The organism is Microcoleus sp. T3_D1 (assembly GCF_036700405.1).
Lineage (GTDB): Bacteria > Cyanobacteriota > Cyanobacteriia > Cyanobacteriales > Microcoleaceae > Microcoleus.
In genome coordinates, this window is the sequence record NZ_JAUBOV010000032.1 from 13,263 (window position 1) to 37,436 (window position 24,174).

The 24,174-nt window shown below is 46.0% G+C and carries 21 protein-coding genes and 2 pseudogenes; 15 read left to right on the forward strand and 8 right to left on the reverse strand.

Annotated features, from left to right (window positions below; translation table 11 throughout):
* Nucleotides 1–41 precede the first annotated feature (41 nt).
* Both QT992_RS16010 and QT992_RS16015 read right to left on the reverse strand, forming a co-directional pair.
* Nucleotides 42–1,244, reverse strand: coding sequence for an esterase-like activity of phytase family protein (locus QT992_RS16010; protein ID WP_333377303.1), 1,203 nt, complete (start codon nt 1,242–1,244; stop codon nt 42–44).
* Entirely contained in the window at nt 1,241–3,034 is a 1,794-nt protein-coding gene (locus tag QT992_RS16015; RefSeq protein WP_333336674.1) for a TM0106 family RecB-like putative nuclease, read from the reverse strand. Before QT992_RS16015 ends, QT992_RS16010 begins: the two co-directional genes overlap by 4 nt.
* Before the next feature lie 158 nt (nt 3,035–3,192).
* On the opposite strand from QT992_RS16015, the gene QT992_RS16020 reads away from it, so the two are divergent.
* The 3 genes from QT992_RS16020 to QT992_RS16030 all read left to right on the forward strand — a co-directional run bounded on the left by QT992_RS16020 (nt 3,193) and on the right by QT992_RS16030 (nt 5,300).
* A complete protein-coding gene (locus QT992_RS16020) occupies nt 3,193–4,434 on the forward strand; it encodes an aminotransferase class V-fold PLP-dependent enzyme (RefSeq protein ID WP_333336672.1) in 1,242 nt (413 codons plus the stop codon).
* A 237-nt stretch (nt 4,435–4,671) separates the two neighbouring features.
* Nucleotides 4,672–4,896: a DUF2281 domain-containing protein gene (locus tag QT992_RS16025; RefSeq protein ID WP_190744673.1), complete on the forward strand. Its 225-nt coding sequence runs from the start codon at nt 4,672–4,674 to the stop codon at nt 4,894–4,896.
* The gene (locus QT992_RS16030; protein ID WP_333141637.1) at nt 4,896–5,300 is read left to right on the forward strand and encodes a type II toxin-antitoxin system VapC family toxin; all 405 of its coding nucleotides are present in this window, start codon (nt 4,896–4,898) and stop codon (nt 5,298–5,300) included. Before QT992_RS16025 ends, QT992_RS16030 begins: the two co-directional genes overlap by 1 nt.
* A 146-nt stretch (nt 5,301–5,446) precedes the next feature.
* On the opposite strand, the gene QT992_RS16035 is transcribed toward QT992_RS16030, so the two are convergent.
* Nucleotides 5,447–5,701, reverse strand: coding sequence for a hypothetical protein (locus QT992_RS16035; RefSeq protein WP_333320160.1), 255 nt, complete (start codon nt 5,699–5,701; stop codon nt 5,447–5,449).
* A 272-nt stretch (nt 5,702–5,973) separates the two neighbouring features.
* Nucleotides 5,974–7,203 (reverse strand): ferrochelatase, encoded by a 1,230-nt coding sequence (locus QT992_RS16040; RefSeq protein ID WP_333336670.1) that lies wholly within the window; start codon nt 7,201–7,203, stop codon nt 5,974–5,976.
* Nucleotides 7,204–7,915: 712 nt separating this feature from the next.
* Here QT992_RS16040 and QT992_RS16045 point away from each other — a divergent pair.
* The 4 genes from QT992_RS16045 (at nt 7,916) to QT992_RS16060 (ending at nt 11,543) form a co-directional block, all read left to right on the forward strand.
* Entirely contained in the window at nt 7,916–8,500 is a 585-nt protein-coding gene (locus QT992_RS16045; protein WP_333320163.1) for a hypothetical protein, read from the forward strand.
* Nucleotides 8,493–9,218: a DUF3120 domain-containing protein gene (locus QT992_RS16050; RefSeq protein WP_333336668.1), complete on the forward strand. Its 726-nt coding sequence runs from the start codon at nt 8,493–8,495 to the stop codon at nt 9,216–9,218. The genes QT992_RS16045 and QT992_RS16050 overlap by 8 nt, the downstream gene beginning before the upstream one ends.
* Nucleotides 9,219–9,413: 195 nt before the next feature.
* Nucleotides 9,414–10,262 carry an alpha/beta hydrolase gene (locus QT992_RS16055; protein WP_333320167.1) on the forward strand — a complete coding sequence of 283 codons (849 nt, stop codon included), beginning with the start codon at nt 9,414–9,416 and terminating at the stop codon, nt 10,260–10,262.
* Between the two features lie 108 nt (nt 10,263–10,370).
* Nucleotides 10,371–11,543, forward strand: a complete 1,173-nt coding sequence (locus QT992_RS16060) for a pentapeptide repeat-containing protein (protein WP_333336666.1) — start codon at nt 10,371–10,373, stop codon at nt 11,541–11,543.
* 166 nt (nt 11,544–11,709) lie between these two features.
* Here QT992_RS16060 and QT992_RS16065 read toward each other — a convergent pair whose 3' ends face one another.
* From QT992_RS16065 to ggt, 4 genes are all read right to left on the reverse strand, one after another.
* Nucleotides 11,710–11,874 (reverse strand): hypothetical protein, encoded by a 165-nt coding sequence (locus tag QT992_RS16065; protein WP_333320170.1) that lies wholly within the window; start codon nt 11,872–11,874, stop codon nt 11,710–11,712.
* An 18-nt stretch (nt 11,875–11,892) separates the two neighbouring features.
* Nucleotides 11,893–12,024 (reverse strand): hypothetical protein, encoded by a 132-nt coding sequence (locus QT992_RS16070; RefSeq protein ID WP_333320172.1) that lies wholly within the window; start codon nt 12,022–12,024, stop codon nt 11,893–11,895.
* 6 nt (nt 12,025–12,030) lie between these two features.
* The gene (locus QT992_RS16075; RefSeq protein WP_333320174.1) at nt 12,031–12,912 is read right to left on the reverse strand and encodes a choice-of-anchor L family PEP-CTERM protein; all 882 of its coding nucleotides are present in this window, start codon (nt 12,910–12,912) and stop codon (nt 12,031–12,033) included.
* Between the two features lie 530 nt (nt 12,913–13,442).
* Nucleotides 13,443–15,170, reverse strand: coding sequence for a gamma-glutamyltransferase (gene ggt, locus QT992_RS16080; protein WP_333336664.1), 1,728 nt, complete (start codon nt 15,168–15,170; stop codon nt 13,443–13,445).
* A gap of 820 nt (nt 15,171–15,990) precedes the next feature.
* Between ggt and QT992_RS16085 the strand changes: the two genes are divergently transcribed.
* The 8 genes and pseudogenes from QT992_RS16085 to QT992_RS16115 form a co-directional block, all read left to right on the forward strand.
* Nucleotides 15,991–17,022: a glycosyltransferase family 2 protein gene (locus QT992_RS16085; RefSeq protein ID WP_333336662.1), complete on the forward strand. Its 1,032-nt coding sequence runs from the start codon at nt 15,991–15,993 to the stop codon at nt 17,020–17,022.
* Nucleotides 17,023–17,269: 247 nt separating this feature from the next.
* Entirely contained in the window at nt 17,270–17,476 is a 207-nt protein-coding gene (locus tag QT992_RS16090) for a hypothetical protein (RefSeq protein WP_333336660.1), read from the forward strand.
* A gap of 152 nt (nt 17,477–17,628) precedes the next feature.
* Entirely contained in the window at nt 17,629–18,405 is a 777-nt protein-coding gene (locus tag QT992_RS16095; protein WP_333336658.1) for a DUF1350 family protein, read from the forward strand.
* A 426-nt stretch (nt 18,406–18,831) separates the two neighbouring features.
* Nucleotides 18,832–20,079 (forward strand): sigma-70 family RNA polymerase sigma factor, encoded by a 1,248-nt coding sequence (locus tag QT992_RS16100; protein ID WP_333336656.1) that lies wholly within the window; start codon nt 18,832–18,834, stop codon nt 20,077–20,079.
* A gap of 470 nt (nt 20,080–20,549) precedes the next feature.
* Nucleotides 20,550–20,957: a hypothetical protein gene (locus QT992_RS16105; protein ID WP_333336654.1), complete on the forward strand. Its 408-nt coding sequence runs from the start codon at nt 20,550–20,552 to the stop codon at nt 20,955–20,957.
* A gap of 252 nt (nt 20,958–21,209) precedes the next feature.
* Nucleotides 21,210–21,434: pseudogene (locus QT992_RS33625) on the forward strand (DUF4347 domain-containing protein); the annotation flags it as partial.
* A 5-nt stretch (nt 21,435–21,439) separates the two neighbouring features.
* Nucleotides 21,440–23,419 carry an FG-GAP-like repeat-containing protein gene (locus QT992_RS16110; protein ID WP_333377306.1) on the forward strand — a complete coding sequence of 660 codons (1,980 nt, stop codon included), beginning with the start codon at nt 21,440–21,442 and terminating at the stop codon, nt 23,417–23,419.
* 460 nt (nt 23,420–23,879) lie between these two features.
* Nucleotides 23,880–24,174, forward strand: a pseudogene (locus QT992_RS16115) (hypothetical protein); the annotation flags it as partial.

Below are 24,174 nucleotides of genomic sequence, written 5' to 3' on the forward strand. Positions count from 1 at the left end.
TTCAGGCACAATTTCTATTATGCCTATCACTTCACCTTTTGTCAAGAGGTTTTTTGAACTTTTATTTGGAAGCCCAAAATTTGAGTCTCTTGCAGCGGACTGAAGTTGTTGTCGCTCACCAAAATCAGACCTCTGCTACCATCGCCTAACACCGGGCCGAATGTCAACCCCTCAATGTTGTCTAGGGGAATTTTCAGCGTGTCCAAATCCAGCAGCAGGCGTTTTTGAGCGGGAGAAACCTCGCCCAGACGGCTTTTGAGGCTTTCGAGTGCTTCAATACGATCGCCCTTTTCCAGAGAAATCTCAAAAATTCTGATAGTTGTGCCGGTTTCCAGGGAGAAAGCACGCTCTAAACTCAGCAAGCGGTTATCGTCGATCGCCAACAAATCCACTAAACCGTTGCTAGTCAATTTTCCCACAGGATTCGCACCAGCGGGTAGCGGTTCGGTGATGTAGAGAAACGATGCTTCTGGATTGCCGCTCACCGCATCGTAGCGCAAAATCCGGCACGGACTCCCGGTTTCCAGGGAAGCTACGGCGCCATCTTGAACCAAGGCGTTTTCGGTAGCGGTGAATAGGTATTTGCGATCGGGCGTTAAAGTTAAACTTTCAAAAGCGAGATTGTTGCGGATGCCTTTACTGCCCTTGTCATCCGGCAAAAATAGTTCAGGAATTGCCAGCGTTTTCAGGAGTTTACCATCGAGGGAGAACTCTTTGATAAAAGGATTGGTTTGGCGATCGACATCTCCCTCAGAAGAAACAAACACGCTATTGCCAGTAAAAGCTATCCCTTCAGGATCTAAACTTAATTCAGGAAAACCTTTGCCGTTTTCATCTAATAAAGTAGTGACACCAGTAAAAGTAATTTGCTCTTTTTCCAGTTTACCAGATTGCAAGTTAATTTTGAGAGTATAGAAGCGCGCCGGAGCCTTGCTGCTGCGGTCATCAGAAATGGCATAATAAACTTGTTTCTCGGCATCATAAGTAATGCCCGAAAGTCCGCCAATTTCCGTCCCCTGAAACGGAGAACCTGTAGGAAATATTGCTCTGCCGATAAAATCTATTTTCGTAACGGCGAAAGATTTGGCTGATTGGTTTACCCAAATAGCAACAGTTGCTGCCATCAAAAAACAGACAATAAATATAGTTGCTTTTGCTAGCCTTCGCATTTTACCAATAAATACATTATTACCTTTCTTCCTCTGCCCTTTCTTCCTTCGCGGTTGATTAAATCTAAAAATCACGGCTCATGATTCAGCAAAAAATTGGTCAACCAATCTTTAACCACATAAGTAGCACGACAGTCGTCCTCATTGTAGCGGACGATCGCCTCCAAGAGCGATCGATCGCCGGTTTTGAGCCAATCGTCGTACCAGCAGACGCACTGAGCACCATTAGCCTTAGCATCTCGCCAGTCAAAACCCAGCCAGCGCGCAATTGGTTTGAGTGCGTAACTTTCCACCGGCATAATCGCCTTTTGCGTCACTTGTTTGTGAATATCTACAAACCGTTTCAGCACCGGTTTCCACAAATAAGCTGGAGTATTGTAAAGTTTAGCCAGTCGCTTAAAAGTCTTGACTTCGTAGTCGCAAAAGTGGAAAATCGGAGCAATAGGATAAGCCCACATTAATTCTAAAAATTGCTGCCAGATTGCACCTTCCTCTGCTGCTGATTCTGCTAAAAAACCGTGGAATTTTTCCGTCTTGTTGTACCTGTCAACAACTAAGACTCCGTGGAGGTAATCCAAGTTTAACTCTGGTTCCGCTTCAATGTCAAAGTAGAGTTCGATTGGGGCGATCGGCAAAAAGACAGATTGGGAATACGGAATTGGTTTCTTGCGGAGAATTGGCGCAGGTATAGAAGATGTCGCAGGTTTATTTTCTCTAATTTTTACTTCTTCAACTGCGATGTCATTCAAGATATTGTCTACAATATCTGGTACTATTTCAGATGAGTTAAGTTCTTCGGAATTCTCACTTCTACGTTCTTCTCGATCGTTAATCCGTGTATCCGTGTCAAAATCCGTGTCGTGCCTTCCTTCTTCCTTCTTCCTTCTTCCTTCTTCCCGCAACAGCGGTTGATTTAGCAAGTGCGATTGAGCTTGCTGCACAACATCAAAAGCAACTCTGTCAGGGAATTCTGGATACTCAGCCAGCAGTTCGGAACTAGCATTAGCGAGAGCTTCAACATCAGTAATTTCGAGAGTTTTTAGTCGAGCATAGCGGCTGGCCGTAACTCCCGGCAATAACGAAAGATGTTTAATAGATTCCGCTTCGGCGTGACAGATAGTATACCAACCGCAAAGATTGCACTTTTGCCGGGAAATGAACACCTCTGGTTTATCCCGATTTTCTATCATCTGAATGCAATCATCTAAAATCTCGAACATCTGAGGAGTTCGCTGGTCTAGATTCACCTGCCACCACCCTTTTTTTCGCAGCATCAGCCACGCAGTCTCTGGCATTGTTTCCTGTACGGAAGCTAAAACTTGGGCGTGAAAAGCTGCGATAATTTGATACTCTTGTTTTGGTCGCTTGCTAAGCCAAATATCCGCAGTAATATAACTCCAATTGCCAAAATTTGATTGTCCCGGCTGTTTGATTAATAAATGGGGGCGGCTGATCAGGGTAATGTTTGAAGAGTGCAGATTGGAGGATGAAATATCAAGGGGAGTTTCGGGGATTTCGCCAAATTCTGGGAAATATTGACTGTCAATTCCTACCAGAGAATTTGTTGCGCCGTTGGTTTGGCCGAATTCGCCCTGGATCAGAACTCCTCGGTAAATGCGATCGACCCCTTGCTGCATTAAACTCAATGTAGCGGCCGCGCCGGCTTCCCAATCCCCTCTAGGATAATATGGTTGTTGGTAAGTCTCGTGTTCCAAAGCTTGCTGCTGGTATGCGGCGCTGTCGCGCATCAGTTTCAGCAAAAAGTCGCTGGGGGGATCTAGTTGTTTCCAGTCTCCGCAGGTGTCTAAAAATGCTCGGAGATGGCATCGCTGATAGGAAAGTAGCAGTTTGTCAGTTATTAACATTTAGTATTCGCAAGGCATAGAATAATTAGAAGGAAAGCACGACACGGATTTTGACACGGATACACGGATTGATTATTTAGCTTGAGGCCAAATCAAAGGATAGAAAGTTCACACCATCAGTTATTCAATATTAACGTTATCAATAATTACAAAAAAAAATGACAAAGGACAATCACCGGCAACAATTCCCAGCTTTGGCCAATAAAGCTTATTTTAACTACGGCGGACAAGGGCCGCTGCCTGAGCCTGCTTTAGAGGCGATTTATGAGGCTTACAAACGGGTGCAGCTTGGGGGGCCGTTTTCGGGGGAGGTGGGGGCTTGGGTGGTTCAGGAGGCGATGCTGACGCGACGGGCGATCGCATCTGAGTTGACCGTACCTCCTGAAACCATCGCCCTAACTGAAGATGTCACCGTCGGCTGCAATATTGCGCTGTGGGGCATTGACTGGAAAGCAGGCGACCATTTGCTGCTTTCTGATTGCGAACACCCCGGCATTGTAGCTAGTGTAATGGAACTTCAGCGCCGTTTCAACATTGAGGTTTCGATTTGTCCGTTGGCGGCTACTTTGAATGAGGGTGATCCGGTGGCGGTGATTGCTGATAGTTTGCAGCCAAATACTCGCTTGTTGGTTATCAGTCACATTTTGTGGAATACTGGCCAAGTTTTGCCTCTGGCTGAGATTGTGAAAGTGTGTCATGAACCCCCCCTAACCCCCCCTTGCCAAGGGGGGGGACAAGAGGAGTTCTCCCTAATTCAAGGGGGGTTACAAGAGGAATTGCCTGCAAAGCATCACAAAGTTAGAGTATTAGTTGATGCGGCTCAATCTGTGGGGGTTTTGCCTTTAAATTTGATTGAATCGGGGGTTGATTTTTATGCTTTTACTGGTCACAAATGGTGGTGCGGCCCGGAAGGTTTGGGGGGACTTTATGTGAGTGCGGAAGCTTTGGCAGATTTGCATCCGGTGTTTATCGGTTGGCGCGGAATTGTAACGGATGCTAATGCTAAAGTTCTTGGCTGGAAACCTGGATCGCAGCGCTATGAAATTGCGACTTCGGCTTATCCTTTGTATGCGGGTTTGCGGAGTGCGATCGCCCTGCAACATGAATGGGGTACGATCGAGGAAAGGTATGCAGAAATTTGCCGTTTGAGTAAGTATCTCTGGGAGCGTTTGTCGGAACTTCCCGATGTGGAATGTTTGCGGACATCTGCGCCGGAAGCTGGTTTGGTTTCGTTTCGATTAAGTAATGGGATGCCGCACAAAAAGCTTGTCGATTTGTTGGAAAAACAGGGAATTATGGTAAGGACTATTCTTAATCCTGATTGTGTGCGGGCTTGTGTTCACTATTTTACAACTGAGGCGGAGATTGATAAGTTGGTTGGGGCGATCGCTATAGTGTAAAGTGCGTCGCCTTGAGCTATTTCAAATAGCTGGAAAATCTCATAGCGACGCACCTACAAAATTAGGGGCGATCGCACTCCACTCCGAAAAATATTATTTCAAACTAGGATGCAAGAGGCGTTAGTTTTTTGTGGGATTTACCTTATAATATGGTAAGTATGTTACCAGCACATTTTTTAAATTTGGTAAGTAAAAGCGTGAAGATAATTTTAGAGTAATTACGGAGGGCAATAAACGATGAATTTAGAGCAAGCAGTTTTAGATAAGTTGCGGGCATTGCCCCCTGAACGACAGCAAGAAGTTTTAGATTTTGCTGAATTTCTTCAACAAAAAACTATGGCTAAACGACCGCTAAAGAGTGTCAAAGGGTTGTGTGCTGACTTAAAAGTAGATATTACGGAAGAAGACATCGCCCAAGCCCGACAAGAAATGTGGGCAAATTTTCCCAGGGAGATTGTTTGATGCCCTCAGTCGTAGCAGATACCCATACCCTAATTTGGTACATTTTTGAACTGCCAAGATTGTCGCCAGCAGCATTAACAGCATTAGAACAAGCGGTTAATGAGGGAAATTTTATCTACTTTTCCGCAATTACAATTGTAGAAATTTCTTACTTGATTGAGCGAGGGCGTTTGGCAGGCGAGGTGCTGACACGAGTTTTAAATGCTGCGGACGATCCAAATGTGGGGATTATGCTAGCACCTTTGGATCGCAATATCTCGGCAACTATTCAACAAATTGACAGGGCAACGGTTCCTGATATGCCAGACAGGATTATTGCCGCCACTGCTTTATCTTTGAGTCTTCCGTTAGTCACCCGCGACGCAAAAATTCAAGCGTTAACTACTATTCAAACAATTTGGTGAGTATGAGGGGAATTTACCATGCTTTTCCGCATCCAGGAATAACAGTAGATTCAATGATTGTAGGGCCTTTAATAAGTCTGATGTCGATAACTGTGCATTTTTTGGCAGTTTTGTTTTCAGAAACCTGATTTATTAATCGAAATTAATCATTTAGCAAATCGATTTAAGTCTAATTTAATCAAAGTTTCAGATAACCATTTTTCTGCTTCATCATAAGTAAAGCCACGAGACGATTTGGCAACCTTAGCCATATATTCACGGTAGATAGTAGAAGGATTAGAGCCTATATCAACAGACCAATGAGGTTGATTTAAATCCGGTATTCTTCCTCCAACATTCCAGCAATAAACAACGGTTGGTAATACCTGGCTTTTAACAAAGAGGGAAACTTTTTTCTTCATACTTTTTTCTAAAATTGCGATCGCTCTCTCAATAATAAAGCAAATCGCCCTTTCCCTAAAAACAACAAAGGACGATCGACCTTTTCACCTCAATTAATCGAACTCACGCACTCAATTAGTATCGCCGGGGCGGGTTTATCTAGATTGTTTGTGAGCCTCAAATATTATCTGTAAAACCCGCCCCTACAGGCCTGTAGGGGCGGGTTTTACCAGCCATCTATGTGGGAAACCAAGAATATAATAAACCCGCCCCCACCCAAGGACTCAATTAATTAATGACTGTGCCCGTGCCCGCCATGAGAATGCCCGTGCTCACCATGAGAATGCCCGTGATCCCCATGAGAATGCCCGTGTCCGCCATGAGAATGCCCGTGCCCTTCGTGAGAATGCGCGTGCTCGCGGTGCGCGGAAGCCAAACTCGGATTAACAGCGATCGCCGTCTCACTCAACAACGCTTCAATCTGCGGATTTGCCCACTCTGCCGCCATTTTCAGGAACTCAGGATGGTCGTTAACGCAAGGCAATTTGCGGTAAGTAACTCCTTGACGCTGTTTCTGCAAAGACTCAATAATGTGGTCTACATCTAACAATGTTTCGTGATTTTCTGTCGCAAATCCGATCGGCATAAAGACGATCGCAGTTGCACCCAGATCGATCAAATTCTTCGCAGCCAACGTCGCATCCGGCTGCGTCCATTCAATCAGCGGTGTGTCGTGATTCAGCCAACCCACCGAAATCAAAGGATAGCGATACATCAAACGTTCCCGCACGCGATCGTACAAAGCTTGACTTTCCACAATTCCCGAAGTAAAGCCCTTCGCCTTGTGCGGACAACCGTGATTCATCAGCACAATCCCAATCTGAGAAGGCAAATGCGCTACAGCTAAATCGTTCTTAATTTCCTCTTCTACCAAATCCGCCATTAGCTGGATGTAAGCAGGTTCATCGTAAAAAGAAGGAATGTAGCGCTGTCCTTTTACCCAATGTTCCTTACCATCAAAGGTTTGTGCTAAAGCTTTATTCACCTGTTCGACTGCAATGCCGCTGGTGAAAACAGAATCAACAACCAACAGCGGATAAATCAGAATCTTGTCAAATCCTTCTGCTTGAATTTGAGGGATCACTTGTTCCGGCAAAAACGGCGCGCAAAAGTTAAAAGCTTTGAACACTTTTACTTTATCGCCCCATTTCTCCTGTAAATTCTTCTCAATCCCGGCGCGCTGCTGTTCAAAAATTGCATTGTGCGGCGAAACGAATTGACCGTGTTGGTGACTCCACTCGTGCAAGTCAAAGATTGCTAAAATCTTCGCCAGCGGGGGATAAATCCAAAGCGGTACTGGCGCAAACTTTGCCGTAAGCAAATTTAAAGCTTGTTCGTTGTAGTTGGCAAAATCGTCGTAGCTTTCGACTTCGCCATAACCCATCAGCAATACAGCAACGCGATCGTTACTTGCGGGTGCTGCAGATGTTTTGAAATCGATTTTTTCTGGAGAAGCAACCACTTTGTATTCCTCAATTTTATTTATTCTAAGAGATCCAGGCAGGATGAAGGGGGAATCGGAGATTTTTCATTGTGTGCGATCGCACGACTGACGTGCGCGGGGCTGATTCCCGGTTTCTTGGCCCATACTTCCCGGTTAAACCTCTTATTTATCCTAGAAACCGGATTGATGGGCATCACTCCTAAGTAGGTTTTTTGACCAAGAATTTCAAAGGTGGTACCCGCCACGTGATTTATCCGTGGAATCAATCCCAAATCGAAAATCCTCACACCGCCGCATTTATCCGTGGGGTCAATCTCAAATCTAAAATCTCAAATCTAAAATCGATTGACCCTGACCCGAAATTCGTAGGGCAGCTAAGCTGGCAGGCCTCTAATTCTCACAATCCTGTTTCTTTAAGCTTTTGTGGGGTCAGCTTCGACGCCGCCCGAAAAGTTAAATCTAAATACAGAACAGCTTAAAACTAGAATCAGCCTTTGCTAAGCTTGACAGGGCATGGGGCCGGGGGGGATAACTTTTATGTTTTCTTAAGACTCCCTCACCTTGCCTCCGATTAATGCGGTTTGGAGCGTTCCCAGCTTTTAACTTGGGGGGATACTCTTCAAACTTGACTCTATTATAAGTTTAACACCCTATCCCCTGGGGTAGTATATGATATAATAGCTATATGATAAAGTTATGTTGCGAACTATATTAACTTTCTTGACGAACTATGAGACTGGTAATTTGCCCCGGAGTCCACGAACCAAAGCTAACCGACTGTTTCCTGGCGGGACTTTCGGGGCTTTGGGGACTGGCAGCCGATCGCCAAAACCAGCAAATAGTCGATCGTGTCAAGATTTTTCCCGCTCATAAATATCCGCCTTTTTCAGCTCTTGACATATTGCACTTTTTGTGCAGCGAAGAGTTAGCAGGAGAAAGTCTAGTATTTGTCAGCTTTTCGGCAGGAGTAGCCGGGGCGATCGGGGCGGCTTGGATGTGGCAGCAACTCGGCGGCAAAGTCGGGGCTTTTTTTGCCTTAGACGGTTGGGGAGTACCCCTGGGGGGCAATTTTCCGATCCACCGAATCAGCCACGATCGCTTTACACACTGGAGTTCGGCAATTCTCGGTGGCGATGGAGAAAGCTTTTATGCAGATCCCGCGATCGAACACTTGGATTTGTGGCGAAATCCCCAAACGGCAAAAGGCTGGCACGTCAGCCAAACCGCCGCCGGCATTGAGACTGTCGCACCCACAACCGCAGCCAAATTTTTAGTCCACCTATTGAAACAATACGGAGTCCAATCAGTTGTTTAATCAAAATTTAGTATCCTCAGCGATCGCACCTATTGCCACCATCGCCCGCCTCGACAATTCTGTCACTTCAGCCACAACAAACACCATCAAACAGTGGTTGATATTTAGTGCCTCAGCATTTTTAGTCTCAATTCCAGTCTTCGTGCAAGCACCCTTAGTTCGCTTATATCCAACCATCAGTTTGCTGTCAACTATCCCCTGGTTCGTTCTGAGTTTAATTCTAATTTTCCGCCCCAAAACACAACTTTGGGGAGATTTATTATTAGGATTTGCCGGATGTTGGCTCGCAGGTTCTATCTATTGGGGCTGGTTCAGATGGGAACCTATTTTACATCTACCTATAGAAGCAATTGGCTTGCCTTTTGCTATTTGGTGCTTGGACAAATCTTGGGGAAAAGTTGGCAGCTATTTTTACTTGGGTTCGCTATTTGGCACTGCCATTACCGATTTATATTTTTATTTAACAGGGTTGATGCCCTACTGGCGCCAAGTGATGCACGCGGAACCGGAATTAGCAATGCCGATTTTTCAAAGTGCGATCGGTCAAATCGAAACTCCTTGGGGCATAGGCTGTGCTTTAGTTTTAATCGCTGTGTTGCTAACAGTCGGTTTGCTGAGTTTGCGGGGCAAGCAACTGCACTGGCGCGCGTTTAGCGGCGCGGTGTTAAGCACTCTTTTGGTAGATGGTTTATTTTGGCTGGCTGCTTCTGCGGCTTAAGATTTATGATTGGTTCCTATGTTGGTAATTTTTGACCGCAGATGTCGGCGGATTGACGCAGATTAACGCAGATTTTTTTGATGGGTGTAGTCTTGAGATTCCTGACTTCTTTAAGAAGGCGGGAATTTTGGTATTTACTGAACAATTATGAGTTAAAATCTAAAATCTAAAATCTCAGAATCCCAAATCAATATCATGTCTTTCATTTCAATTCGCGGTGTAGAACATTATTACGAGTGGATAACGGCAGATAACAGTACCCAACCCAGCGGGAAACCAGTGATGGTATTCCTGCACGGCTGGGCGGGATCAGCGCGCTACTGGGAAAGCACGGCACGGGCTATTGCTGATGATTTTGATTGTTTGCTCTACGATATGAGAGGTTTTGGTCGATCGCCCTTGCCGAAAGAGCCTCCTGAGTCCAGCTACGAACTCGAAACCTATGCCCGCGATTTAGCTGAATTATTAGAATCTCTGAATTTAAGCCGCGTCTTTCTCAATGCTCACTCTACAGGTGCATCAATTGCTACTTTATTTCTCAACCTTTACCCCGAAAAAGTAGAGAAAGCAATTCTCACTTGCAGCGGAATTTTTGAATACGACGAAAAATCTTTTACAACTTTTCACAAATTCGGTGGCTATGTGGTAAAATTTAGACCATCTTGGCTGGCATCGATTCCTTTTGCCGATCGGCTATTTATGGCCCGGTTTTTGCGCCGTTCCCTGCCCACAGAGGTCAGTCTGGCGTTTCTGAAGGATTTTTTAATGGCAGACGAGCAAGCTGCTATAGGTACAATGGTGACAGCCGTCAGCAAAAGAGCAGCCGAGGAAATGCCCCAAGAATTTGCGCGGCTGAGTGTTCCCACACTGCTTGTGGCCGGAGAATTTGACCAAATTATCCCCGCCGTCATGGGAGAGCAAGCGGCCTCCCTCAGCAAAAAAGTAGAATTTGTTATAATTCCGAATACGGCTCACTTTCCGATGCTGGAGGATGCTGCAACATACTTGCAGCGAATTCGAGAATTTTTGCCAGCAGCGGCTTAGCTGAGTTATTGTTCATCTAATGCACGATCGGACAAGCAAGCTTTGAGAACGGCTTTTGCTCCGATCTTAATTTTTAATTCCTAATTTCTTAAAGCGAAAGGTGGTACAATGAACGACCTCGACCAATACTATAAAGTGCTGGGACTGTTGCCGGGAGCTTCCAGAGAAGAAATTAGCCAAGCCTACAAGGATTTAGCGTTCATTTGGCACCCCGATCGCATCCCCAAAGACAATCCCAGACTACTACAGAAAGCTGAAGAAAAGATTAAGGAAATTAATCAAGCTCGCGAACAATTGCGATCGATTCAACCAAGAGGTCAGAATCAGAACGTTCAGCACAAACATACTCAGCACAAACACACCCAGCACCAAAACACCCAGCACAAACACACCCAGCAACAAAACGCTCAGTACAGAAACACTCAGCAACAAACTACCCAGCAACAAAACGCTCAGTACAAAAACACTCAGCAACAAAATACCCAGCAACAAAATACTCAGTACAAAAACACCCAGCAACAAAACACCCAGCAACAAAATACTCAGTACAGAAACACCCAGCAACAAAACACCCAGCAACAAAACACCCAGCAACCCAATACTCAGTACCAAAACACTCAGTACCAAAACACTCAGTACCAAAACAATCAGCAACCCAATACTCAGTACCAAAACACTCAGTACCAAAACACTCAGTACAGAAATACTCAGTATCCAAACACCCAGCACCAAAACACCCAGCCACCACCGGCCAACCCAAAAGAACCCCGCTACTCTTCGGAACCCTCTTCAGGAAAATATCCTGGAAATTATCCGGGAAACTATGGGGGAAACCCTGCAGGGCCCTATTCAGAGGCGTCCCGCTACCAATCGCAGCCACCGCCATCTCAGTCTTACCGCCAAGCTGGGCCCCAAGCTCCCGATTTGAGCGGTTCCAACTTCCAAGGAGCTTCCTTAAAAGAAAAGGATTTTTCTGGAAGAAACTTGAGCAATGCAAACCTGAGTGAAGCCGACTTAAGTGATGCTTTTCTACACAACGTCAATCTCACAGGCGCGAATTTGCACCAAGCAAACTTGTTCCGGGCCAATTTGTTAGGAGCTTGTTTGATCAATGCCAACTTGAGAGAAAGCAACTTAATCGGAGCAGATTTGAGCGGTGCTGACTTGAGCGGTGCTGACTTGACAGGAGCGAAAATCGGTTACGGCGATCGAGTTATGGTCAAACTTACCCGGACTACATTAACAGGTACAATCTTACCCGACGGTACTGTTCATAGCTAAATTATTTAGTTTTTAGTCAGTGGTTGTAGAGGCGGGTTTTACCCGCAATATTTGCTGCAACTCCACATACAAAAAAATCCGCCCTTTGCGAATTTGGGATAAAAACTTATATTCTGTCCGCTAGAACAACCGCAAGAAAATTGGTTCGTAGTGAGGGCATTCGTCGTCACAATTGTATGAGGACTTGCATTCCTCGCTGCGTACCCATAATGGTTAAATTACTTGACATCATATTACGCGATCGCGATCGCACAAACCGAGTTTTTTTACCCGGTTCAACAACTGCAACAAGGTCTTTTCCTTCATCAAACCCCCTTTCTGTCTCCAACACGGCTAATCTAGATTCATATTACAGCAACCGCCAAAATGGTTCCTGTTCTATTTTTTCCTTCTTTCTTCTGCCTTCTGCCTTCTGCCTTCTGCCTTCTGCCTTCTGCCTTCTGCCTTCTGCCTTCTGCCTTCTGCCTTCTGCCTTCAACATCCGTTATTAATTACTTGAGCCACGGCCATTGCGTAACTTTCGTCCAGCAGCCAGCATAGCGCCTCCCCCCATCAAGCCCCCCACAGTCATGGGTTCGGGAACCGGCTCAGGTTGAACCGTCCCCACAGAACCGCCTTTAATAAATACAGCAGAATCTAAATAGCCATCGCCCACATCTTTAATGCGGATGCTGAGAACATTCGTCTGATTTTGCTTGAGCAAACCCTCAAAACCTAAAACTTTAGTAAAACCGTCGAGCTTAACGATGTTAGCAGCAATACCTGTCAAACTTGGGTTGTCAATATAGTCTGGGTGATATGTAGAGCGATTATATGGATCGGGAACAAGATTATTAATCGTAACTGTTTTTCCGTCGCTCAATTTGGCCAAATTAGTGCCGTTCAGCAGCAGTTCAAAATCGTCATTAAATTCTTCATAAGCGCCGAACTCAGGAAACTCCTCAGAAGCAAATACATATTGAAAGAACAACTTTTGAACCCTGCTATCCGCAAAAAAGCTGAGGTTTAGCTGAGTCACATCCCCCCGTTCACCCTTAGCACCAAAGTCCGTGCTTAAATCGCTCTCATTTGTCGTGAAGTTATCTTTCAGATTCTGACCCGGTATATCGGCCACTCTACCAGTGCTGAGAACCACACCTGATGTCAAACCGAAGGGGTCATTAGTGAAAGTACCAAAAGCAGCCGAATTCCCCGTAATTGAAACAGAGAAATTACTCAACCCGGCTGTATTAGCCCCCAATAAATTATTTTTCAAAGTCTCAGTGTTATTAGTTGCCCCTACCGAAAATGCCATTGCTGGCGCTGCCAACAAACTCAGAGCAGTAGTTAATGTAGCTGTTAAGGCAGCAATTTTGTGAGTAATTAGCATAAATTTTTCCTGGAAGATACAAACCTGATCCTATGCACAACTTAATTTTGACATTATATAAGTATTAATGTCTAGTGCCTTTACAATAACTTTACACATAAGTGTATATACGCTTTTTGTGGTTAAATTTTTTGGTACTTCTTGGCAATTAGTCAGCCTATAAACCTCATGGCAAAAATACGGATGCAAAAATACACGTACACAGCTAATAATTTCATGACTGACGCACGGGAAACCCAAAAACCCCGGTTTTGATACCGTTGGCGCTCTCCCTAATGACTAATGACTAATGACTAATGACTAATGACTAATGACTAATGACTAATAGCTAATGACTCATGAGTCATGAAAGATGACATCGCCCAAAAAAACTATACCAGCCCCCGATTCCTGTCGTAGAGAGATCAAAATTTTTGACCCTAGTTCAACATCCCAGATTCATCTGTGGAGTAGATATAAAATCCTTCGACGCTCGCGCGGCTCGACGGCTCGCCCCCGTCTAAAATCTAAAATCTCTAATCGACTGATGACTAAAACCCCCTGGCTTCTCCTTCCCCGCGCCGATCGGCAGCCCCTTCCAACCAACCGTCTGCAGTTAGGACGATCGCATTGGCATTGCCCCAGCCGTCACCTTCAACAATCTGGTGTCCCCGCCGCCGCAACTCCGAAAGCGTCGCAGCCTCAAAACCTCCCCGTTCCACCCTCAGGCGATCGGGCTGCCACTGGTGGTGAATCCTCGGTGCAGACACAGCATCGCCGACATTCATGTCGTAAACCAATACGTTCAGTACAATTTGCAACACCGTGGTAATAATCGTGCTGCCTCCGGGAGCCCCCGCAGCCAGACGAAATTTGCCATTTTCTGTCACGATGACCGGCGTCATGCTCGATAAAGGAGTCTTCCCTGGGGCGATCGAATTTGCCTCCCCGCCCACCAAACCAAACAAATTCGGCACTCCCGGCGCGACTGCAAAATCATCCATCTCGTTGTTGAGCAAAATTCCCGTACCCGCGGCCACGACTCCAGCCCCAAAACCCCCATTCACTGTAAACGTCAAGGATACCACATTGCGATCTTTGTCAACTACCGTGAGGTGGGTAGTTTCGGGAGACTCCCACACAAAGCGACTCAAAGTTTCAGCGTCAACAGCCTTTACCTCGCTGGAGGGTGTGGCTTTTGACATTTGGATTTGCGATCGTCTCAATTTGGCATAATTGGTGCTAGTCAGAGCTTTGACCGGCACACTCACAAAATCCGGGTCGCCCAAATACTCGGCCCGATCGGCATAAGCAATCTTCATGCTCTGGGCCAGCAAGTGCAAAGTATCTGGACTTTGCCTCCCCAACCTCTTGAGATCCGTATCTCCCAGAATATTTAAGATTTGCAACAAATGAACGCCGCCGGAAGAAGGAGGCGACATCGCGCAAATTTCGTAAGTGCGAAAGTTGCCGCAAACCGGATTTCGCCAAATCGGCGTATAGTTTTTCAAATCTTCGAGAGTGATAATGCCACCGTTTTTAGCCATATCGGCGGCGATCGCCCGCGCAATGTCCCCGGTATAAAAACTCTGGGGGTTTTCAGCAATCTGCCCCAAAGTCCGCGCCAAATCCCGCTGCACCAAAAGCTCACCCGGCTGGTATAAAATGCCACTGCGAGTAAAAACCTCCCGCGCCGCCGGGTTTTTGTTGAGCACATCCAGTCGTCGCCCGGTAGCCGTGGTAAACCGCGAACTTACCGGAAAGCCTTTTTCAGCCAGGGCGATCGCCGGCGCCACCACCTGGGCCCAAGGCAACTTACCATACTCGCGGTGCACCGTATAAAGTCCAGCAACAGTACCCGGAATCCCCGCCGCCAAATGCCCGTCCAGACTTGCCCTTTGGCGCACCTTCCCTTGCTTGTCGAGGTACATATCCCGCGCCGCCCGTTTCGGAGCTCGTTCCCGGAAATCCAGCGCTTGCACAGTCCCCGTCTCGGCCCGCCGCAGCAGCAAAAAACCCCCCCCGCCGATTCCCGCCGAAAAAGGCTCCACCACAGAAATTGCCAAAGCCGTAGCAGCCGCCGCATCCACTGCATTGCCGCCCTGTTGCAGCAGGGCCAGCCCCGCAGCGCTCGCCAGAGGGTGAGCTGAAACTGCCATCCCCTGTTTGCTGCGCTGTTGCTGCAAGGTTGCCTGTAGCTGCTGCTGGCAGCCACCCAACACCAAGACTGTTAGGCAACAAGTATAAATTCGCACTTTACTCAAGAAATTTGGCAACATTTTTTACGGGTGAGGCGAGGATTTTTTATAGTATAATTCTACGAGGGTCTTCCCTAAGACCTAGCGGTACTGAGTTCAATCGCAGATAAATTACCTGTTATGGCAGATGGGGAAACGATTTGACCCCAGGAGGTTCTCGCGGTGAAAGAGAAATAAAGAAATGAGGGACAGCTTAGGGCAACTTAATAAGTAAACAAGTTAGAAAAAGCATCTTTTTTGAGAAAATCCTGATTTGAAAAAAGCTGATTAACGCAGAAAAACGGCGTGGCTGATTTACTGTAGGAAAAACTAAAGATGCCAATCATATAAACCAGGATTCACGGTTATGAATTTTCAAATTATTTGTGTTTCAGAGCGTGATTTAGCAACAGCAAAACCCTCAGTATTTTAGGTAATGGCTATGGTAATGCAACACATATAGCAATCCTTGCAGGAGTCGTAAATTTTTTACCCCACCCCAACCCTCCCCGAACCCGCTTGCTCGGGAGTAAGAAATTCACCAATGATTTAGGATTGCTATAGAAGACTTAAAAGATGCGATCGAATTTAGGACAACTCCAGTCCCCGGTAAAAACCCTCAATCCCTCGCACCCGTCGCCTTTGTGTCAGAAAAATGGCCCGCCAAATAATAGTCTGCACTCCGCCTGCTAAGGGCTGTCCCCTCCTTATGGCAGATCGCACTGATGTCCGTAAACCTGTTATATTGGGAGTATGTAGGCAAGTTTCCTTACTACAGGTACTTGCAAGTAAATGAGTCAGAGTGTCTGCTTCGATACTATAGTTCGGCGCACAACTACCAAACCACACATTAATGCAAGTTATGAACAGCCAAAAAGTCAGCGTAATCATTCCTGCATTCAATGCTGCCGACACTCTGGCCGAGACAGTTGCCTCCGTACTCAATAACACCCACAAGAATCTAGAAATTTTAATTGTTGATGACTGCTCTACTGACGCTACTGACAAAGTTGCTGCGAAGCTGGTAGAGGAAGATTCGAGAATTCAATACTTTCGGAATCCCCAAAATTACGGGGTTTCTAAGGCGAGAAATTTAATGATATATCGCGCCACAGGCCAGTATGTAGCGTTTATCGACAGCGACGATACCTGGGAACCCAACAAGCTAGAAGTTTGTTTGAAGATGCTCGCAGACAATCCTGAAGTCAAAGCTGTGGCTCACGCTTTGCGGTATTTAGACAAGCGCGGCAACAAGTTGAGTTACATTGCCACCTATCCTACCACTAAAGCAGAAATGCAGGCGATTAAGGAGACAGGCGAAAGTCCTTGGGTTTTCCCCTCTTCTGTTGTAGTCGATCGCTCTATTCTACTCCAAGAAGGCGGGTTTCCAGAAGATTGGCAGGTAGGAGAAGATACAGAGTTATTTACCAAAATTGCTCAAAAGTACGGTTTGCTAGCGGCGACAGAACCTTTGGGAAATTATCGAATTAGAGGGAACTCTCTCACAGATAAGCACTGGTTCAAAAAGCGCATAGCTTCTGATTGTGTCAAGGAAAACCAACTGCGGCGCTTGCGGGGAGAAAAAGAGTTATCGCTCAACGAGTACGAACAGTTATGTTTTAAGAATTTGCCGCTTTTGAAACGGCTAAACAAATTCCGAGAAGTTTTGGCACTGCACTACATGAGAAAGCTGGGACAAAGTTGGTTGAATCGGGAGGTTTTGCCTACTATTGTTTACGGCATCGCTACCACAGTGCTCAATCCTCAAGCTACTGTGCACAAGTGGAAATGGATGAAGACTCACGAAAAGTTGAGTCATCAAACCGCAGAAGGTATTGGTCCTTCGGCAGAATTAAACCCCCAGCGATCGCCTGAAATCGGGGGGCTGTCCTAAAGGATGTTATAGTTGTATAGCCTTTCTCAGTAACATGAGGTGTACGCTTGATAAGCGGGCATAGGGCATAGGCCTCCGTGGGCATAGGGCATAAGGCATAGGGCATAGGGCATAGGGCATACCTCACCAAGATTGAGAACTGCTGTATGCGGGTTTAGTTAAGAAATTAGGTGCTGCCAATAAAGCCGAATCGACGCCGATCGCCCAGGGGCTGATTAATACGCGAGATTCGGGTTTTGAGCCGTATTTGACTGTTAATATCCTGTCGGGTCAATTACCCGCAATACCAGCTACAGCGGCTTGCAGCCGTGCGATAGGACACCATATACAAATATTTGAAAGCCGCGATCGGATGTCAGCCTTGATTTATTCGGCCGCCACCTTCAACCCTATACAGGGCGAAAATAGCAGCGATCGCCAGCCGTGCTATTTGCCCCCACAACAGTTAGAATAAATAATGTATAAGTAAAAAGGAAAGTTTTTGGAATTAAAAAATGGGTAGCAAACCCCTTTTTGAGGCCGAAAATAAAAGCAAAAATTTATAAAACATTCGGCCTTCTACCTTCAGAGGACGATCGCCTTTTTATTTGGAATTAGATTGAATTTATGGACTGGCAAGAAATTTCTGGTAACTGGGTATTAATTCCTTCAAGACCGATCGCGATCGTACATTTTCTCGGCGGTGCATTTGTGGCGACAGCACCGCAAGTCACCTATCGCTGGCTGTTAGAGGCTTTGGGGAATCAAGGATATGTTGTAGTCGCAACGCCGTTTGTCAATACTTTGGATCATATTGCGATCGCCCGCGATGTCCTCAACAAATTTGAAAATGCCCTCGATCGCCTGCGGGCCACTAAATTGCTCAAATCTTCCTATCTCCCCGTTTACGGGATGGGACACAGCATGGGATGCAAACTGCACTTGCTGATCGGTTCTGTATTTGACATAGAAAGGGCAGGCAATATTCTGATCTCTTTCAATAATTATGCGGCATCCGAAGCAATCCCGATCGTCGAGCAAATTTCCCCCGTCTTTAAAGTCGAGTTTACCCCGTCCCCCCAAGACACCAATCGCCTCGTCCAAGATAGGTATCAAATCCGGCGCAATCTTTTAGTCAAATTTAACGGCGACAACATCGACCAAACCCTGCTGTTGACCAAACTGCTAAAAGCACGATTTCCCGACATGATTACAGTTCAGACTCTAGCGGGCAACCATCAAACGCCCTTGGGGCAAGATGTTAGCTGGCCTGTGGGTCAAATTTTTACGCCCTTCGATGCGATCGGGCAATGGGTCAAACAAGAAGTGTATCGGGAATTAAATGAATTAAAACGGACAATTCTGCTGTGGCTTAATCCTATGTCCAAGGATTTTAAATCTTAAAGTTCAGATTTTAGCTTGGTGACATTAAATTTAGGAATTATCCATAAACTCTATCTGTAGTGCTTAGGTTTTACCTGACCACTACGAATAGTGTTAAAAATCCGTTTGCGTAAGTCCTAAAACTGCCAAGGGATGTCTAAGCTATGCACTCATAAGTAGTTGCACAGAATTAATTACACAAAATAGAATCTGAAATTCTCTTCCTGTGAGCTTTACAAAATTATATCTATGTAAATATTTCTGTCCATGTACTTAGTGGCGATGATCCTACTTTTCCGACTTTTCCGGCTTGAAAGATCCGACTTTTGGTACTGACTTGAGCCTAAGTGGGGACTCAAGATGGTGATAGGTGCATCTGAAACTAGGTAAATTACTGCCTAAATTAATCGCCTGTTGTTTGTTCACTTAGACTTCCAGGCGCCAGAGATGTTAATTTCTAGTTCTGCATCCATCCCTTCCTCATGCACTCAAGATATAGATTCAGCTTTTTGGAAATTATGGCAGCAGCATCAAGATTATCTTTACCGTTGCTGTCGCAAGTGGATGGGGAACCCAACCGATGCAGAAGATGCCCTCAGTCGGGCGATGCTCAAAGCTTGGGAGAAAGTAAGAGATTGTACGGATGATATCAAAAACTTTAAGGCTTGGTTAACCAAACTGACTTATAACGTTTGCGCCGATATCCATCGAGAGCGCAACAGAAGTGCAGTAGGAGTTGACAGTTTAGACACGATTGCTATAGGAAGCCAAACCCAATTAATGAGCCAAGAAAAAACACCAGTTCGCGCTGCAATGCAGCGCGAACTCGAATTATTTTTTCGCTACGCCATAGATGAGTTGCCAGATAGATTGCGCGAGACTTTTATTCTCCATTTTGAATCAGAGCTATCTTATCCAGATATTGCTGAACAGCTTAATATTTCCTACGATAACGTCCGCAAGCGGATTTCCCAGGCGCGGGCAATTTTGCGTCAGCGGTTCAATGAAAATTTCGGAGAAGATGGGACTGACTCGGATTTGTCTAATCCTCAGTCGAGGGTTTCTCCTCAGTCTGCTAAAGGGAAAAAGTCTAAGAATATTGTTGAAAAAAAGCCTGTTACAGAGGAGATTGAAAAAAGAGAAATTGTTGTCAGTGGGGAAGTTCAAGAGCCGGTTTTAGTGAATGGTCAATCTGATGGGGACATAGGAGAAAGAGAAATTGTTACCGGTGGAGAAGTTCAAGAAGTGGCGGTGTGTGTTTTGCATCTAAGTGCGAAGGATTATTCGCCCCTACGGATTTTGGGAAATAGTCTGGGGGATGACAGCGAAAAAGCGATCGCCCCTAACCCCTACAGCCGATCGCTTTCTGAGTCTTGGGAAAGCCAAAAAGCTCCTGGTGTGCAGGCATCATTAATGCTGCCCGCACAGGGCTGTTGTACCATCAGCGACTGCAATCCGCTGTATTCCCAGTTTCTCAACAGAGAAAACCAATACTTGACCCATGTTCGATCGCATTTCCCGCGATCGCGCCAGGGTGCCGGAGGCATATCGCGCAACGGTGCGTCTTCTGTATCGCCTTTTCTACTGTACAGGAGGATCTGGGCAGACAGTGGCGGTGGCTGGCTTTCTTCAATCAGAAAAATAGGCAGGGAGAAAATCGCTTTAAATCAGTTTTTACAGCCGATTGCTTTCTGAGTCTTGGCAAAGCCAAAAGCTATTGGCGTGCAGGTGGCATGAATGCTGGCGATCGCTGCAATCCCCTATATTCCAGCTTTTTCTATGACCCAGCCCAAAAACGGATACCGTGCCACGTACTTAAGTCGTGGAAACATAAAAATTTTAGACCCTAGTTCAAGCTCCCAGATTTATCTGTGGGGTAAATCTAAAATCTAAAATCTAAAATCTAAAATCGATTGACTGGCGCTGGGCGCGATATGGCGCTAGGCGGAATTTGGCATGGAAAAATTCGGCATCCCGTTTCGTCAATCTAGATTTTCAGGCAGAGATGGACTGCGTAGCAGGAATTGGTCAAATCCTCCCTCGAACCGCGTCATCCCCCAAAAGTTAGAGATGCCATCTCTCTAAAGACTGAATAATTCACAAATTGCCTTCGGGAAACGTCTAACTAATAGAAGAAAAAAAACCAACCCTGGAGTTGAAAAATTATGATTCGTCGTATTGCTTTCGTTAGTGGTCTCGTTATTCTCAATGCTTTTGGTTTCGCTACCGTAGCCCGTGCCGGTGAAGGTGGTGTGGCAGGTTCTGCAGCTTTCACTGTTAACGGAACTAACGTTACAGGTGTCGCTGTCTCGGCTGCTGTGGGTAAAGAAAATGCTGCCGCTCATTCTTTCAACTACAATGGCGAAAATACAAATGGTTTACAGAACTCAGCCTTTGCCATTGGTACTGCGGGTACACTGAGTCTCAACGGTCTTGGCGACCCAGCCGGCTTTAGCCTCAACACAGTACAAGACAACTTGCGCGGTACCCCGCAAAACAATACCTTCACATCAGGATACACCATCAACCTAGGTACTACTAGCGGCGCTCCTTTGGGTTCGGCGAAGCCCTAGAACTGTTGAGATTTGTTAGCTAGCAAGCTGACCCAAGAATTCAATCAATTGTCTCCCCTCTCAAATCTGATATGAGGATCTCAGCGGCTCTCGCCACAGGAAGCCAGGAAAGATCCTCATTAAGAGAGGTTTTTTTATCCGCAATACCTTCTGATTAATAACAAAGAAATTTTGCAGGTGAAATCCATGATTGCTTATATCCTGAACCACTAAGCTCTGCAACTCTAACAGTGGGATGTTGCTAACCTCCTCCTCTGTGATTGTGACCTCGCTGCTAGGGATGCGGGACAAGAATTTATTACTAAGTTACAGGCTTTAACCCCAGCAGAAATTGTTGCTTCTAAGTCTCTGACGGGGAGTGCTGCAAAACAGCCCAGATGCAGCCCACTAGGAAAATCTCCCGTTTTTAAGGGAAGTGTGCAAAGAAACCGATCTCAAATTCAACCAACCCCATCCATTTTTAGATTTAAGGAGTAACACAAATGCCAAACCCCAGCTTTGCCGCACCCGAAACCAACCCCTTTGGTCTGACGCGAGTCGGGTACGGGGATCTCACCGACCCTACCTTTGTCGATATCAACAACGACGGTGACCTGGATGCTTTTGTGGGAGATTACGACAGCAATACCTATTACTTCCAAAACACCGGCACAGCCAGCAGCCCCAGCTTTGCCGCACCCCAAACCAACCCCTTTGGTCTGACGAGAGTCGGGTCTTATTACAGCAGCCCCGCCTTTGCCGATCTCGATGGGGACGGTGACCTGGATGCTTTTGTGGGAGAATATTCTACAGGCAGTATCTATTATTTCCAAAACACCGGCACAGCCAGCAGCCCCAGCTTTGCGGCACGCCAAACCAACCCCTTTGGCCTGACGACTTTAGGAAACAATAATTTGAGCCAACCCACCTTTGCCGATCTCGATGGGGACGGTGACCTGGATGCTTTTGTGGGAAATAACATTGGCAATATCGCTTATTTCAAAAACATCGGCACAGCCAGCAGCCCCAGCTTTGCCGCACGCCAAGACAACCCCTTTGGCTTCACGTACAGCGGGCATTATGACAGCAGCCCCACCTTTGGCGATATCGATAAGGACGGTGATCTGGATGCTTTTGTGGGAAATCAAACCATAATCGCTTATTTCCAAAACACCGGCACAGCCAGCAGTCCCAGCTTTGCCGCACTCCAAAACTACCCCTTTGGCCTCACGTTCACCGGATCTTATAACAAACCCGCCCTTGCCGATATCGATAACGACGGTGACCTGGATGCTTTTGTGGGAAATAGCGGTGGCAATATCGCTTATTTCAAAAACAACCAAGCCCCAACCAATCTAAGCCTCAGCCCTAGCAGCATTAATGAAAATGTTGCAGCTAACAGCGCAGTCGGTACCTTCACCAGCACCGACCCCGACACAGGTAATACCTTTACTTACAGTTTAGTAACAGGCACGGGAGATACCAATAACAGTGCATTCTCCATTGTCAGCAACCAATTGCAAATCAACGCTTCCCCCGACTTTGAAACGAAGCCCACTTTCAACATCCGCCTTCGCACTACCGATCAAGGGGGACTGACTTACGATAAGCCGTTGGTGGTTAACATTAACAATGTCAATGAAACACCAACCGACCTTATTCTCAGCAACAACAGCATCCCTGAAAACGTTGCAGCTAACAGCGCAGTCGGTACTTTCACCAGCACCGACCCCGACACAGGCAATACCTTTACTTACAGTTTAGTGGCAGGCATGGGAGATACAAATAATAGTGCATTCTCTATTGTGGACAAGCAACTGCAAATCAACACTCCCCCCGACTTTGAAACGAAGCCCACTTTCAACATCCGCCTTCGCACTACCGATCAAGGGGGACTGACTTACGATAAGCCGTTGGTGGTCAATATTAATGATATCGATGAGTTTGTCTACGGTACACCCAATAACGATATTCTCAATGGTACTGCCAGTGCCGACCAAGTTAATGGCGGTGCTGGTAGCGATATTATCTACGGTAAAGCTGGAAACGATATCATCGATGGTGGCGACGGCGACGATATTGTCTATGGTGGCAATGATAACGATTTGTTGCGCGGGGGTAATGGCAGCGATCGTATTTACGGTGATGCGGGTAACGACCAACTCCTCGGTGAAGAGGGTAATGACATCCTCTATGGCGGTGATGGTGACGATCTCCTCAATGGCGGTGCAGGAAGCGATCAGCTTTATGGTAATGCAGGGATTGATACCTTTGTTCTGGCATCGGGAATGGGTCTGGATTCCATCTACAATTTCCAAGATGGCGCAGACAAAATCCGATTAGATGGAGATTTAAATTTCGGCGCTTTACAGATTGCCCAAAGTGGCACTTCCACCTTAATTAAAATTGCATCAACCGGAGTCACCCTCGCTTCTTTAGTTAACACAAATTCCGCCTTGATTGGGGTGGGTGATTTTATTTAGCCCTATCGGGCTTGTCTAATTATCTCAATTCTGAAAGGATCAGGTGCGTTAACTTCCGTTAGCGCACCCTTGATTCTGATTTTATCATTATTAAAAATTCCCACTATTCATCCCAATAAATATTTTTTTATTGCATCTATAGCGAGACTAAATAAATTGTGTAATTCTTGTATCGGCAAACCCCCGTCGTTGCCCCGATCCGTGGGGGGGTAGGCACGGGGAGTAGGGGTAGCACTACCCCTACATATTTGTACTAATGATTTATACGCGCTATATATAACTATATTAAAGCTAGAGATTTAATTGTTATTAATTCATCAGGATCTCAGGGTATAATTACTCTATTAACTGATATATTTAATGCCTAATTCGCGCGTTTCTAATAATAATTAAGTTCCTAAAATTTATCGCTAACCCTACTGCGCTCCTCTCAACAGCATACAATTGTAGTATTGTCGGTTTGACTCTCCTGAGCATCGCTTACTCAACCCCAGCCCTAGCAGAAACTCGCTCCAATTTACTCGACCAATCCAATCAACTGGATGCCTCTGCTGCGAGTGTTTCTGACCTTCCAGAAACCACCCCTTTATCAGAAACACCCAACTGGTTTACTTATCCTACAAACCAGGAACCCTCATCCCAAAATTTAGCCCCTGAACCTGAACCCACAGAACCCCAATCAACTAATAATCCTAACGGATTGCCCCAACCTTCTGCGCCATCTACTGACCCCGATTACATTATTCCATCTCAAA

Bases quoted from the DNA above. Each gene is read 5' to 3' on its own strand.
- QT992_RS16015 (WP_333336674.1), bottom strand. From the start codon at position 3,034: ATGTTAATAACTGACAAACTGCTACTTTCCTATCAGCGATGCCATCTC.
- QT992_RS16020 (WP_333336672.1), top strand. From the start codon at position 3,193: ATGACAAAGGACAATCACCGGCAACAATTCCCAGCTTTGGCCAATAAA.
- QT992_RS16025 (WP_190744673.1), top strand. From the start codon at position 4,672: ATGAATTTAGAGCAAGCAGTTTTAGATAAGTTGCGGGCATTGCCCCCT.
- QT992_RS16030 (WP_333141637.1), top strand. From the start codon at position 4,896: ATGCCCTCAGTCGTAGCAGATACCCATACCCTAATTTGGTACATTTTT.
- QT992_RS16035 (WP_333320160.1), bottom strand. From the start codon at position 5,701: ATGAAGAAAAAAGTTTCCCTCTTTGTTAAAAGCCAGGTATTACCAACC.
- QT992_RS16045 (WP_333320163.1), top strand. From the start codon at position 7,916: ATGAGACTGGTAATTTGCCCCGGAGTCCACGAACCAAAGCTAACCGAC.
- QT992_RS16055 (WP_333320167.1), top strand. From the start codon at position 9,414: ATGTCTTTCATTTCAATTCGCGGTGTAGAACATTATTACGAGTGGATA.
- QT992_RS16060 (WP_333336666.1), top strand. From the start codon at position 10,371: ATGAACGACCTCGACCAATACTATAAAGTGCTGGGACTGTTGCCGGGA.
- QT992_RS16070 (WP_333320172.1), bottom strand. From the start codon at position 12,024: ATGTTGAAGGCAGAAGGCAGAAGGCAGAAGGCAGAAGGCAGAAGGCAG.
- QT992_RS16075 (WP_333320174.1), bottom strand. From the start codon at position 12,912: ATGCTAATTACTCACAAAATTGCTGCCTTAACAGCTACATTAACTACT.
- ggt (WP_333336664.1), bottom strand. From the start codon at position 15,170: ATGTTGCCAAATTTCTTGAGTAAAGTGCGAATTTATACTTGTTGCCTA.
- QT992_RS16085 (WP_333336662.1), top strand. From the start codon at position 15,991: ATGAACAGCCAAAAAGTCAGCGTAATCATTCCTGCATTCAATGCTGCC.
- QT992_RS16095 (WP_333336658.1), top strand. From the start codon at position 17,629: ATGGACTGGCAAGAAATTTCTGGTAACTGGGTATTAATTCCTTCAAGA.
- QT992_RS16100 (WP_333336656.1), top strand. From the start codon at position 18,832: ATGTTAATTTCTAGTTCTGCATCCATCCCTTCCTCATGCACTCAAGAT.
- QT992_RS16105 (WP_333336654.1), top strand. From the start codon at position 20,550: ATGATTCGTCGTATTGCTTTCGTTAGTGGTCTCGTTATTCTCAATGCT.
- QT992_RS16110 (WP_333377306.1), top strand. From the start codon at position 21,440: ATGCCAAACCCCAGCTTTGCCGCACCCGAAACCAACCCCTTTGGTCTG.